A 12,908-nucleotide genomic window follows, 5' to 3' on the forward strand; every position below is an offset into this window, starting at 1 on the left:
CACTGTCAATCCTGCCCCTGTCGGCATATAATGCCCGTATAATTCTTTGGGGTGGGAGAAGCGGGCATGGCGGTGATGTCGGACGTATTGCTGCTGGTCGGCAGGCTGAATTACGTGTGGACCAACACCGAAAGCCTGATGATCTATCTGATCGTCCATCTCCTGAAAGTGGAGAAGGAAGCGGCCATCGTCGTATTCCTGACCCTCAACACCACGCGGGCGCGTATGGATCTCATCGAGCGCCTGGCGAAGCTTCCCTCCACCGATGCGAAGGATCGCAAGACCATCCTCTCCATCATGGCGCGGCTGAAGAAGGAAGCGAAGACGCGCAACAAATACAATCACTGCATCTATTCCTTCGACGAGAAGGGCGAAATCGCCAGCACACAGCTGATGCGGCTGGTGGAGGATGACAGCCAGGTGCGTTACGGCAAGGTCGAGCGCATGGACGAGAAGGAAATCGGCCAGCTGGAAAAATCAATCGCCGACATCGTGGAGGTCAGCAAGGACATGTGGAGTTTCATCCACGCCAGTCCGCATGTCTCGGCGGATTATCTCTAGGCTCTCGTCTGTAACCGCATGCCGATCGCCGGGTGAGGCTCGCTACCCTCTGCGGCCCTTGCCGGGAGGCACAGTTTCCCGGCTGCAAAATAAAGCAGGAATGAGCCTATCTGGTAGGGGAAGATGATGTCGATCTCCACGAAGGAACGCACGACAAACAGGGCGCAGATTGCAAACAGGATGACGCCCTGCGGGTCGCTCTTGCGCATCAGCACCGAGCGCAGATGCCCGAGCAAAGTTCCGTAAAGCACCATGCCAAGCAGGAGCATGCCAACGAACCCGTTTTCCACCACGGTTTCGATATAGGTATTATGGAAGTGGAAGCCGGTGCGGCCGGTAATGAAGAAATCGTTCCACAGGCGTTCGGCATCGGGAAAACCCGCGACCCAGAACCCCTGATAACCAACGCCGAGGATTGGCGTCTGTTTCGCCGCCTCGATGCCCTGCTGCCAGAGATAGGTTCGGCCGGTCAGCGTCGAATCCTTGCCGAAAATGCCGAGAATGGCGTCGAGCAGGCCGAATTGCAGGGAAGCGACCACCAGCAATGCGCCGAGTCCACCGAGCGCGAAAAACGTCATCTTTCTGTTCGCCGGCGAAAGCATGCCGATGGGAATGAAGCCGATGATGAGGGCGACCACCGCCGCCGTGGTAATGGTGGATGTGGCCGATTGCGACGCAAGGAGGCTATAGGCCGACAGGAGCCCGGTGACGCCGGCAATCGGCAGCCAGATGCCCCTTTGCTTGAGCACCAGCACCGACGCGGCGGCAAAGATGACGCCGAGCGAGGCATAAAAGCCGAGCTGGTTCTTGGAGGAGAAAGCGCCGACGAAACTATAGGTGCCGTCAAGCGCATCAAAGAGGTAGACGCCGAATAGCAGCGAATAGAGCAGAACGACGGCGATGCCGATAAGCGCGCCACGCGTCAGCGTCCGGATCGAGATCACCCGCATCGCGATCAGCGCGCAGACGATATGCGTCATATACTGGATGGAGGCGCGCATGGTCACCGACGCAGCTTCCGACCAGAAGCTGGACAGAACCGTCAAAATGCCGAAGGCGAAAATCCACAGATAACGCGGATAGTTGCCGAGCACGCGCCGGTAATCGACCACCACCAGCGGCAGCCACATGCCATAATAGGCCAGAACCGAGATTTGCCCGAAACGCGACGAATAGGCGAAAACGAAGAATGACAGCGCAACCGCCGTCATTCCGTAGATTTCATTGCGTTCGGGATCGATCAGCGCCGATTTGGCGATCCGCATGAAAACCTCACTGCATCAGGATTTCGGACGAGACCTTGATGACGTCGCCGGGCTGGAGAAGTGCGTTTTCATCCACCTTCACTTCCTTCGGCTTGCCGTTTTCCTCACGCACCACGACATAGCTGATCGTCGCGGACTTGCCCGACGGATCGAAACGGATCGCTTCGGCCGATTGCGCCAGTGCTTCCGACATCAATTCGCGGCTGGTGGTCAGCTGCAGATTGAGCTTGTCGAGTTCCGCTTCGGTGTCCTGCAATTCCTTGGAGCGCTGCGCCACCCAGTCGTTGCGCAGGTTGATTTCGTCCTGGGTTGCCTTGTTGATGTCCTGCTTGGCGCGCAGCGACTGCGTATCGATATCAAGCAGGGTGGATTCCACCTCCGCCGCGCGTTCTTCCGCGGAAATACGCCGCTGCGACAACGCAAGCCCCTGCTCGTTCAGCCGGTTGACGCGGTCGCGGTCCTCATTGGCAAGCTGCAGCTGGCGGTTCTGTGTCTCTGATTTCTTCTTCAGGGATTCAACTTCGCTCTGCAAAAGCGCATGCAGGTCGGTCAGCGCCTTGAGCTGCAGGGTGTAACGGTCGGTTCGCGATTTCATCAGCGCGCTCTCGCTGGCCAGCAGCACGTCGATCTCGCTGATCTTTTCCATTTCAGGCGTCTTGGCGATGGTCGTGTCACCCTTGACCTCGGCGATCAGCCGCGCCTGACGCGCGAGCAGCCTTGCCCGCTGGTTGTCGTAAACCGCGGCATCGCCACGGGCATTGATGAAGTCACGGGCAAAACGTTGCCCGGCGTCGGAGCGTCGCAGGCCGCCGGCAAGGCTGACGGCCTTCAGCACGGTAAGATTGGCGGCATAGGGATATTCACCCGGCGTCTGCACATCACCACTCAGAAAGATCGGCCGGAACTGGGCGATTTCGACGGAAGCCGAAGGCAGGTTGCGAAGGGCGAACTTGCTCTGAAGCTGCGCGCCGATCTGTTCGCTGACCTCCGAGGGCGTCTTGCCCGCGACATCCAGCTGCCCGATGAAAGGAAGAGACAACGCACCAGACGGGCCGACGGAATAATCGCCGTTGATGACGTCCCAGTTGCGGATGCTGCCATCGGCAGGCTGCCACTCGGCAACGCGGATGCGCAGCTTGTCGGCGGTACCGAGCTTATATTGAGCGCCATCCGCAGCCAGTGCGGAGAGCGGCGCGGCAAGGGCGACGGAAGCGGCAAGAACGAGGGCCACAAACGGGCGGTGGGCGGCAGCAATAAGGCCGTTCATCGGGAAACTCCCTGTTAGCGGATCGCCATGCAGGCGGTCCGGCCGTCGCGCAACCGGGCAAGGCCGGCTGCGCAGCGCCGCAAAAAGCGGCCGGTATGATTAGCACCAATGACGCACCCAAAGACCGGACTTGGGATCCCGGTCGGGGTGCGTGTCGAAACGAAGATCGATAAAGCCGAACTCAATATCGGTTTTCAGTAGCTTCCGCGTGAAAGGCACACGGCGGGAATGGTCTTGACGATGATGAAGACATCCTGCCGCATCGACCAGTTCTGGACATATTGCGTGTCGAAAGCGACGCGGGTCTTGTAGGAGACGTCGTTACGGCCGCTGATCTGCCACAGGCCGGTCAGGCCTGGACGGGTGCTGAGATAATAAGCGGCAGCACTTTCATAATAGCTCAGTTCCTCATCGACGACCGGGCGTGGGCCAACCACGCTCATTTCGCCGCGGATGATGTTGAGGAGCTGCGGCAGTTCGTCAAGCGAGAGCTTGCGCAGCACGGCGCCGACGGCCGTAACACGCGGATCGTTCTTGAGCTTGCGGGTTGCGCGCCATTCTTCGGCGGCTTCCGGATTGGCGGCAAGATATTGCCGCAGAATCTCATCGCCGTTCATCGCCATCGTCCTGAATTTCAGGCAATGGAAATAGCGGCCATTATGTCCCACACGCCGGTGGCCATAAAAGATCGGGCCGGGATCAGACAATTTCACCAGCGCGGCGATCAACAGGAATATCGGGCTGAAGATGAGCAGCGCAAGTGCAGCCGATGTCATATCGAAGCTGCGTTTTGCGATGCCCCCGATAGGGAAACTGACATCGAAATCTTCGGAGCTGCTGAGTGTCTGTTCAGCCGATTGGGTCGCGGACTTCATAGAGAGAACTCCATTTATGTTTTGCGATTGGTCGGTGCCCGGAGGCGCGTCTTTCCGTCTAAAAGAGATAACAAGTCTGTGTTCGGAATTTGATGCTAATGGATTTTTTGTAAGGCACATTGCCCATAACCGTCTATGCGATTTCTTGCGCGAGCGGCCGATTAACGTCCGGGCAATATTAACGGTTGCATAAAAAAGCAACAAATGGGCGGGCGGCCATGTGTTGAGAGCATGGGTGTCGCGCCGGCATGTATTGGGTTTTGTGCCGTCTACAGTCTTTTCTTATGTGTTTCTTATGACTTGCGCAGATGAGACAGGAACGCCAAGAACAGACATGCCCGTAAAAGACTATTAAAGTTTGTTGCAGCGCAGCAAGATTGTGGCAATGCATATAAAATTTGACATATTGGCTGGGATTTTTTTGCCCGACATTGCCACTGCGCCAATAAAAAACGATGGAAAAATCGCAAGAAGGGCGCAAAGACGGCAAAATAGTGGCGCGACAGTGCGTTCTGATCATGGCAGCTACGCAAAAATGCAAGAGCTGACAATCGAATTCTCTCCACCTCACCCTCTCAGCCGTTTCACGAGCGGCGCTAAGCGCCAAATCCGCTGGAATCAGAAGGTTGGCGGAGTGCAAGCGCTGATGACCTCGCACGGCACGGGACCCACACAACGGAATCGGTGCGGCCTGCGGCTTTCGAAATAATAGGCATCCCCCGGCCCGAGCACCCGCCTCTCATCATCGACCGTCACTTCCAGACGCCCGGAGAGAATGATGCCCCCCTCTTCCCCATCGTGAACCAGCGGCACCTTGCCGGTATCGGCGCCCGGCTGGTAACATTCCTTCAGGATTTGCAGGCTGCGGCCGAAAACATTTTCCCCTACCTGCCGGAAGGAGATCGGCCCCTTGCCGATTTCGACCAGTTCATCCGCCCGGTAAAAGGCCTTCCGGCTTGTCTCCGGCTCGAAAGCGAAAAACTCGGCAAGGCCGATCGGTATACCGTCAAGAATGCGCTTCAGCGCACCGACGGATGGGTTGGAGGTGTTGGATTCGATCAGCGAAATCGTCGAATTGGTGACACCGGCACGTCTTGCCAGTTCCCGCTGGGAAATATTATGGCGCAGCCGCAAATGCCGCAAACGTCCGCCTATATCCACCGACATGCCCGAGCCCCCGTTGCCCTTGTTCGAAATATCGAAAATCCATGTTGAGGCCTATAGCATTTTCAATGACTTGGCCACAGAGAGAAAAGGGCTTGTTCAGTCGCAAAAATAGCTTTCAATCACCGGCAACGAACAGGAGACCACCATGGACAATCCGAGCCGATCCAATTCCACCTCACTCGACAGCTACTGGATGCCGTTTACCGCCAACCGGCAGTTCAAGGCCAATCCCCGCCTGCTGACGAGCGCCGAAGGCATGTACTACACCAGCAATGACGGCCGCCAGGTTCTCGACGGCACGGCTGGTCTGTGGTGCGTCAATGCCGGCCACGGCCGCCACCAGATCGCCTCCGCCGTAAAGCACCAGCTTTCGACCATGGATTACGCACCCTCCTTCCAGATAGGACACCCGGTTGCCTTTGAATTTGCCGAGCGGCTGGCCGAAATCGCGCCCGGCCCGGAAGGAGCGAAGCTTGATCGCGTCTTCTACACGGGCTCCGGATCGGAATCGGTCGATACGGCGCTGAAGATCGCCATCGCCTATCAGCGTGCCATCGGACAGGGCACCCGCAGCCGGCTGATTGGCCGTGAACGCGGTTATCATGGCGTCGGTTTCGGCGGCATCTCCGTGGGCGGCCTTGTCAACAACCGCCGCGTTTTCCCGCAGATCCCCGCAGACCATCTGCGCCACACGCATGATCCGGCAAAGAACAGCTTCGTCAAGGGTCAGCCCGAGCATGGCGCAGAGCTTGCGGACGATCTGGAACGCCTGGTCGCCCTGCATGGCGCGGAAACCATCGCCGCCTGCATCGTCGAACCCGTGGCCGGCTCCACCGGCGTGCTGGTGCCGCCGAAAGGTTATCTGGAACGCCTGCGCACCATCTGCGACAAGCACGGCATTCTGCTGATTTTCGATGAGGTCATCACCGGTTTCGGCCGCATGGGCTCCACCTTCGCCAGTAACTATTTCGGCGTTACGCCAGATATCGTCACCACGGCCAAGGGCCTGACCAACGGGGCGATCCCCATGGGCGCGGTCTTCACCAGTCGCAAGGTGCATGATGCGCTGATGCATGGACCGGAAAACCAGATCGAGCTGTTCCATGGCTATACCTATTCCGGCCACCCGGTCGCCTGCGCCGCCGGCATCGCGACGCTCGACATCTACCGCGATGAGGGCCTCTTCACCCGCGCGGCGGAGTTGCAGAATGTCTGGCACGACGCCATCCACTCCCTGAAGGGCCTGCCCAACGTCATCGACATCCGCACCATCGGTTTCATCGCCGGTATCGAGCTGCAGTCACGCGAAGGTGCTGCCGGCGCACGCGCCTATGATGTCTTTACGGATTGCTTCGAGCGCGGCCTGCTTATTCGCGTCACCGGCGATATCATCGCCCTTTCACCGCCGCTGATCGCCGAAAAATCCCATTTCGACGATATTGTCTCAATCCTCGGCGATGCACTGAAACGCGCAAATTAAAGTATAAACTTCTAATAAAGCAAAGGCTGCAATAAAAATTGCAGCCTTTTTTTTGCTTTTATCAAGAGCAGAGCGAAATAGATCATTTATTAAGCATATTCTATTATTTTTTCACAGCATAACCAACAGCGCGGGAGCGTTCCATGGCGTCGATACAGCAGAAGACAATATTGGCAAGCGTCGCCATCTTTTTCATCGCCGGCAGCGCCACAGGTGTCGGCATGTGGGCAACGGAAACGCTCAACCGTAATAGCGAATATGTGGCGCTTTCGGCCCATGTACTTCGCAACCACATGCAAGCGGACATGATGCACGACGCGCTGCGTTCCGACGTGCTCGCCGCCATCCTTTCTTCCGATGAAGGGATGGGCCTGGAGCTGAATGCGGTAAAAGCCGATCTCGCGGAACATGAATCCACCTTCCGGCAAATGATCGAGGAAAACAGGTCTCTGTCAGCCGGTACGAACGTCAGGGCCGTCATCGACGGCGCCGAAAAACCGCTTCTTGCTTATATCGATGCCGCAAATGCGGTTGTCGGCCTTGCCGGCGCCCGTCAGGAAGAGGCTCTCAAACTGATGCCCGAATTCACGCGGCAATTTTCGGCGCTTGAAAAAGCGATGGAAACAGCCGGCGACCAGATCGAAGCCCTTTCCGACGCCGCCTCGGCCGAAAGCGAAAAGACCAAGGCGACCATCAACCTCGTTTTGAAGGGGCTGCTGGTTCTAGCCGTGCTTTTCTCCGCCGGACTTTTCCTCCTCACCCGCAAGTCAATCATCCTCCCCGTTCTGCAATTGTCGAAGAATATGGAAATCCTGGCGGCCGGCGATACGTCGCAACCGCCCTCCGGCACCGACCGCAGGGACGAGATCGGCTCCATGTCCGGCGCGGTCGAGATATTCCGGCAGGCAGCCATCGCCAACCGGGCGCTCGAAGAGCAGGCAGCTTCCGCCCGCCGGCAGGCGGAAGCCGACCAGGAGGAAACGCGGCGGCAGGCGGAGGAAGATGCTTCCGAGCGGCTGCGCATCGCCACCTCCGGCCTCGCGGCCGGCCTGAAGCGGCTCGCATCGGGTGATCTGGCCTTCCAGCTCGACGATGCCTTTGCCCCGCAATTTGAAGCCCTGCGCCACGATTTCAACAGCTCGGTGCGGCAACTGGCCGAAACGCTCTTCGCCATTTCCGATGGCATCGGCACCATCGACGGTAGCAGCCGCGAGATCGCCGCCGGCGCCGGCGATCTTTCCCGCCGCACGGAAAATCAGGCCGCCTCACTTGAACAGACTGCCGCGGCGCTCGATGAAATCACGGTCAACGTGTCGAACGCCAACAAGCGCGCCGCGGAAGCAAGGCTCGCCGCCACAGACGCAAACGAAAGCGCGCTGAAATCGGTCGAAGTGGTCGGCCATGCCGAAGAGGCGATGCGCCGCATCGAAACCTCGTCGCGGCAGATCACCGGCATCATCGGCGTCATAGACGAGATCGCCTTCCAGACCAATCTTCTGGCGCTGAATGCTGGCGTTGAAGCCGCCCGCGCCGGCGAGGCCGGCAAGGGCTTTGCCGTGGTGGCGCAGGAGGTGCGCGATCTCGCCCAGCGCGCGGCAAAGGCCGCAAGTGAAATCCGCGATCATATCCGCCAGTCATCCGTCGAGGTGGAAAGCGGTGTGAAGCTGGTTCTCGATACCGGCACGGCGCTGAAGGATATCGGCGAACGCATTGCCGGCATCGACCGCCATATGAATGCGATAGCCACATCGGCCGCCGAACAATCGACCGGCCTTGCGGAGATCAACGCGGCCGTAAACTCGATGGATCACGCCACCCAGCAGAATGCGGCCATGGTGGAACAATCCACCGCCGCTTCCGCAACACTTGCCGCCGAAACGGCAAAGCTGCGCGCGCTGGTATCGCGTTTCCGTCTTGAGATGGAAATTACTGGCAGCCGGGAAGAGACACGCCGAGTTGCGTGAGAGCAATGGTGAAACGCGAGAACATCGCCTCGCATCATACAGTCCTTGAGGCGGGCCACCTCACGGCGCGCCTGCGCCGTGAGGTGAACGTTTCTTGATCAATAAGCCTGTGTCGGCTGCGACAGGCCGTCGCCGATCACGCCATTGCCGTATTGCGCCACGGGCACACCTTCCTGGCCGATCGGCACGCCCTGCTGCGCAGGGCCGAGTGCCGTCACGACGATCGGCGTACCGTCAGGCACGCGGTTATAAAGATCGATGATATCCTGATTCAGCAGGCGCACGCAGCCTGATGAGACCGACTTGCCGATGGTCCACCATTCAGGCGAGCCGTGCAGGCGGTAGATCGTATCCTTGCCATCCTTGAAGATATAGAGCGCACGCGCGCCGAGCGGGTTCTTGAGGCCCGGCTCCATACCGCCGTTACGGCTGCTATAGGGTTCCAGTTCCGGCTGGCGGGCGACCATTTCATCGGGCGGCGTCCAGCGCGGCCATTGCCGCTTGTACTGAATGACGCCGCGGCCGGACCATTCGAAGCCTGCACGGCCGAGACCGACGCCATAGCGCATGGCCTGACCATTCTCATAGGTGAGATAGAGGAAATGATTGGCCGTATCGACCACGATGATGCCGGGGCGTTCACCGGTCGGGTTCGCCACCATCTGCCGCAGGAACTGGCGCGGAATCCGCTTATAGGGGATTTCCGGCAGCGGGAACTGCTCGTCAGGCCTCGGACCGTACATGGCGGCATACATCGGGTCTTCGGCAGGTGCCGCGGGCCGGGCGGCCTCACGCGCCGTTGTGTTGCAGCCCGCAAGGCCGGCAAGCGCCAGTCCACCTGCTCCAAGCAGGAAACCCCGCCGGGTCGTTGTCGTCTCGTTCAATTGAAAAACCTCATTTACGTCATCTCACGCTGGCAAAGGGATCTGCCAGCGCCGCCTCTGGGCGGCTGATAGGGTACTTCGTGCCGGAAACCTGCGATGCCATGGCCTTGGCGCCGCTGGATTTCAGAATGGCCCGGAAGCTTGGATGCATGCCGCCGTCCACATACGCGCTGAGGGAGGCAGAAGTTCCCTCGCTCATCGCGGCGGCAAGTTTTTGTTGCTCTTCACCGAGTTTTGACGCCACCAGCGGATCCTGCTGGTTGACGGCCGGCGGGCACGCCGCCAGCGGATCGGCAGGCTCGCCGCCAGCAAATTCACTGTTGAAGACATAACGGCGGCCGCAGACGGAAACCTTGGGCTGCCGGCGCGTCACCTCGAAATAGTCGTAACCTTCCTTCAGCGTCTTCCAGAACGGCATGTTAGGATCATCCCGATGCGCCACCATGTTCCGGGCGCTCATGCGGAAGGGATAGGCCTGCACCTGAAAGCGGTCCTGTCCGCCCTGCAATGCACGCGCGACGATAGCGTAAATCTCACCCACCTGAGCGTCGGTCATGGCGTAGCAGCCGGAAGAGGAGCAGGCGCCGTGCACCATCAGCGCCTCGCCGGTGTAACCGAGCGCCGATTCCAGCCGGTTGGGATAACCGAGATTGAAGGAAACGTAATATTGTGAGTTCGGGTTCAGCATGCCGGCCGAGACATGATAAAAACCTTCCGGCGCCTGCCGGTCACCAGTCTTCATCTTGGGGCCGAGCTTTCCCGACCAGCGGCACATGGGATAGGACTTGAGGAGCGCGTAATTTCCTGTCTTGTCGACCTTCCAGACCTCGAGTTCGCTCTCCTGCTTGAAAATACGAACGAGGACCGGGCTTTCCGGGCGCATGCTCTTGGCCGACATCTGCGCCATCATCTTGGACGACAGTTTCGGCGGGTCTTTCTTGACACTGTCGAGGCCCATGGAGGTGCACGCCGCAAGGCCGCCGCCGATCGCGACGACCGCAGCCATTCTTGCCCCTGCCTTTACCTTATGCCGCAACCCCGCAACCGCGAAATCCAGCAATGCCTGCATGCCCATGGATTGTTCTGCCCGCCTGATTTGCCCGCCTTTCCGGCAGACGCTTAACTATCGAAGGTGGCCACAACACGGCAACCTCGCCCATGTACAAAGTCTCGTGAACAGACGTTACCCATTCGTTAATCATAGGGACACAAGCCCGTGATGCCGTTGGCGCTGAGCTTGGATGCCGTAATTATCGGAGCAGCCCCTGGCCGCCATCGATCCATACCGGCGTGCCGGTAATGTGACGGGATGCATCCGACGCCAGGAAACCGATCAGCGCGGCGACGTCGTCGCTCGTTCCGGCCACGCCGCCGGTCACAGGAATGTCCCCGGCGGGAAAACGGACAGGAACCTCCGTTTTTTCCCGCCCGCGTATATCGGTATTTTCATCGATTGCCGTTTCGATTTCGCCCGGACACACCGCATTGACGCGGATACGGTGACGCCCCAGTTCCAGCGCCAGTTGCTGCGCCATGGCAAGTTGTCCGGCTTTCGTCACGGAATAGGCGGTAGCGCCGGGCGACGTGAAGGTGCGCGTACCATTGATCGACGAGATGATGACGATGGATCCGCCGCCGGCCGCCTTCAGATGCGGCACGCTTACATGAACGGTGAGATAGGTGCCGCGCAGGTTGATGCGGATCGTATCGTCCCATTCGGACGGTTTCAATTCATCGATGGGTGCCCAGACGCCGTTGACGCCAGCATTCGCCACCACGACATCAAGCCGCCCGAAAGCCCCAACCAGTGCTGCGACCGCATGACGCATAGCCTCCTCATTCGCCACATCGGCCACAAGGACCTTCGACGAACCGGATGCGGCGCCTATTTCCCGCGCGACATCGTTCAATTCTGATTCGGTGCGGCCAAGCAGGCCGAGCGAGAACCCCTCCGCAGACAGATGAAGGGCGGCAGCGCGGCCGATGCCGGAGCCGGCACCGGTGACGAGAGCGACTTTGCCGTCAGCCAATGTTACAGGCCTCCCTTTCTGGAGGCTATGGAGGTGCCGATCGCCGAGACGGGATCGCTGGCTGGAAAGCTTTCCTCCAGCCCCTCTTCCAACTCCTCCTCCAGAACGTCGCGATCCTTCGATGTGCGGGCGCTCGCCTGACCGTGCGGAGCTTCATCCTGCGCCGTGCCGAGAGCGGAAAATTGCGAAGGCGCATCCGCGCCATGGCGTGTTCCGAAGGCGGTGAGCTGCACCATCACCGCACTTGCCCGCTTGATGGCCTCCGCATCGTCGATCCCTTCAAGACCATCGGCAAGGCGAACAGAGACCTGGTCACCGTCGCTGCCGACGAACTCGACGGAGATAACCCCGTTATTGCGTTTTACATAGGTCGTCGAAAGTTGCATGACATGCCCTCCGGCTTGGAAAGCACCGGCAAAACCGGTGCGGGGAAACGAATAAGCTGACTTCAGAACGACACAGAGCGGAAGGGGTTCCGGATGGATGAGGCCTTTGGCCCGGAAATGCAGGAGAGTTTCTTCCTGCGCGATGCGGTGGGTGTGGCCCGCGCCCTCATCGGCGCGGAGTTCCGCATCGGCAATACCGGCGGCATCATCGTGGAAACCGAAGCCTATCATCCGGACGACCCGGCATCCCACAGTTTCAACGGGCAGACCCCGCGCAACAGGGCGATGTTCGGCCCGGCCGGCCGTCTTTATGTCTACCGGTCCTACGGCATTCACTGGTGCGCCAACTTTGTCTGCGCTCCGGGCTCCGCCGTGCTTCTGCGCGCCATCGAACCGATCACCGGTATAGACATGATGAAACTGCGCCGGGGAACCGACAAGCCGAAACTTCTATGTTCAGGCCCGGGCCGACTTTGCCAGGCGCTCGCGATTACGGGAGAGATGGATGGCGCGCCGTTGAACGCACCGCCGTTTTTCCTGCGGTTGCCGAAAGAAGCCGCCGCCATCACCAGCGGCAGGCGAATCGGCATCAGCCGCGCCACAGAATACCCGTGGCGCTTCGGACTTAAGGACTCGACTTTCGTTAGCAAGAAATTCGAAAATGGAGACCCGTGAAAGACGAGAGCACCCTCGGCGGCCCGTCATTTTCGTCGGGGTTGGGTACCGGCACCTCGTCCGGCAACCTATCGGGTTCCGGCTCTTCCACCGGCGGTATGTCCGGCTGCGGCGGCACGGGCATCGGCGGTTCGGGATACGGTTCGACGGGAACGGCTGGCATCGCGGCCTCCTGATAAACACGCTTTGCCGCAATGGACACAAGCTGCGTTTTTATCTCTCGGGACAACGCCTTCGCGCCGTCGCCAATCGGGCGGCGCGACACCCAATTCGCCCATCGGTCAAATGCCGGTCAGGTCCCTTCGGTCCGGTTGCGCCGCCCAGCGGGTCGTACAGGGAAACGCGGGCACGGCC

13 protein-coding genes are annotated in these 12,908 nt (G+C 59.6%); 5 read left to right on the plus strand and 8 right to left on the minus strand.

The window, feature by feature from the left end:
• Positions 1 to 66: 66 nt before the first annotated feature.
• Positions 67 to 561, plus strand: coding sequence for a hypothetical protein (locus AC5I5B_RS09825; RefSeq protein ID WP_003506345.1), 495 nt, complete (start codon positions 67 to 69; stop codon positions 559 to 561).
• On the opposite strand, the gene AC5I5B_RS09830 is transcribed toward AC5I5B_RS09825, so the two are convergent.
• The 4 genes from AC5I5B_RS09830 to AC5I5B_RS09845 form a co-directional block, all read right to left on the minus strand.
• Positions 558 to 1,826 (minus strand): O-antigen ligase family protein, encoded by a 1,269-nt coding sequence (locus AC5I5B_RS09830; protein WP_495752619.1) that lies wholly within the window; start codon positions 1,824 to 1,826, stop codon positions 558 to 560. The genes AC5I5B_RS09825 and AC5I5B_RS09830 overlap by 4 nt on opposite strands.
• Before the next feature lie 7 nt (positions 1,827 to 1,833).
• The gene (locus AC5I5B_RS09835; RefSeq protein WP_087745626.1) at positions 1,834 to 3,093 is read right to left on the minus strand and encodes a polysaccharide biosynthesis/export family protein; all 1,260 of its coding nucleotides are present in this window, start codon (positions 3,091 to 3,093) and stop codon (positions 1,834 to 1,836) included.
• 194 nt (positions 3,094 to 3,287) lie between these two features.
• The gene (locus AC5I5B_RS09840; RefSeq protein ID WP_003506336.1) at positions 3,288 to 3,968 is read right to left on the minus strand and encodes a sugar transferase; all 681 of its coding nucleotides are present in this window, start codon (positions 3,966 to 3,968) and stop codon (positions 3,288 to 3,290) included.
• 618 nt (positions 3,969 to 4,586) lie between these two features.
• A complete protein-coding gene (locus AC5I5B_RS09845) occupies positions 4,587 to 5,135 on the minus strand; it encodes a cupin domain-containing protein (protein WP_003506334.1) in 549 nt (182 codons plus the stop codon).
• Positions 5,136 to 5,280: 145 nt separating this feature from the next.
• Between AC5I5B_RS09845 and aptA the strand changes: the two genes are divergently transcribed.
• On the plus strand, positions 5,281 to 6,615 hold the full coding sequence (gene aptA, locus AC5I5B_RS09850; protein ID WP_112958609.1) for an omega-aminotransferase AptA: 1,335 nt from the start codon (positions 5,281 to 5,283) through the stop codon (positions 6,613 to 6,615).
• 143 nt (positions 6,616 to 6,758) lie between these two features.
• Positions 6,759 to 8,579 carry a methyl-accepting chemotaxis protein gene (locus AC5I5B_RS09855; protein ID WP_111792900.1) on the plus strand — a complete coding sequence of 607 codons (1,821 nt, stop codon included), beginning with the start codon at positions 6,759 to 6,761 and terminating at the stop codon, positions 8,577 to 8,579.
• 98 nt (positions 8,580 to 8,677) lie between these two features.
• Here AC5I5B_RS09855 and AC5I5B_RS09860 read toward each other — a convergent pair whose 3' ends face one another.
• From AC5I5B_RS09860 to AC5I5B_RS09875, 4 genes are all read right to left on the minus strand, one after another.
• Complete coding sequence (locus AC5I5B_RS09860) at positions 8,678 to 9,463, minus strand: L,D-transpeptidase (RefSeq protein WP_003506330.1); 786 nt, start codon at positions 9,461 to 9,463, stop codon at positions 8,678 to 8,680.
• A gap of 19 nt (positions 9,464 to 9,482) precedes the next feature.
• Positions 9,483 to 10,538: a L,D-transpeptidase family protein gene (locus AC5I5B_RS09865; protein WP_003506328.1), complete on the minus strand. Its 1,056-nt coding sequence runs from the start codon at positions 10,536 to 10,538 to the stop codon at positions 9,483 to 9,485.
• A gap of 175 nt (positions 10,539 to 10,713) precedes the next feature.
• Complete coding sequence (locus AC5I5B_RS09870) at positions 10,714 to 11,493, minus strand: SDR family oxidoreductase (protein WP_099087176.1); 780 nt, start codon at positions 11,491 to 11,493, stop codon at positions 10,714 to 10,716.
• A gap of 2 nt (positions 11,494 to 11,495) precedes the next feature.
• On the minus strand, positions 11,496 to 11,879 hold the full coding sequence (locus AC5I5B_RS09875) for a hypothetical protein (protein WP_031234233.1): 384 nt from the start codon (positions 11,877 to 11,879) through the stop codon (positions 11,496 to 11,498).
• 93 nt (positions 11,880 to 11,972) lie between these two features.
• Here AC5I5B_RS09875 and AC5I5B_RS09880 point away from each other — a divergent pair, with 93 nt between their 5' ends.
• Positions 11,973 to 12,554, plus strand: coding sequence for a DNA-3-methyladenine glycosylase (locus tag AC5I5B_RS09880; protein ID WP_112958608.1), 582 nt, complete (start codon positions 11,973 to 11,975; stop codon positions 12,552 to 12,554).
• Positions 12,551 to 12,730 (plus strand): hypothetical protein, encoded by a 180-nt coding sequence (locus AC5I5B_RS09885; RefSeq protein ID WP_174054540.1) that lies wholly within the window; start codon positions 12,551 to 12,553, stop codon positions 12,728 to 12,730. The genes AC5I5B_RS09880 and AC5I5B_RS09885 overlap by 4 nt, the downstream gene beginning before the upstream one ends.
• The last annotated feature ends 178 nt before the right edge of the window (positions 12,731 to 12,908 follow it).

It is taken from the genome of Agrobacterium sp., assembly GCF_059499945.1.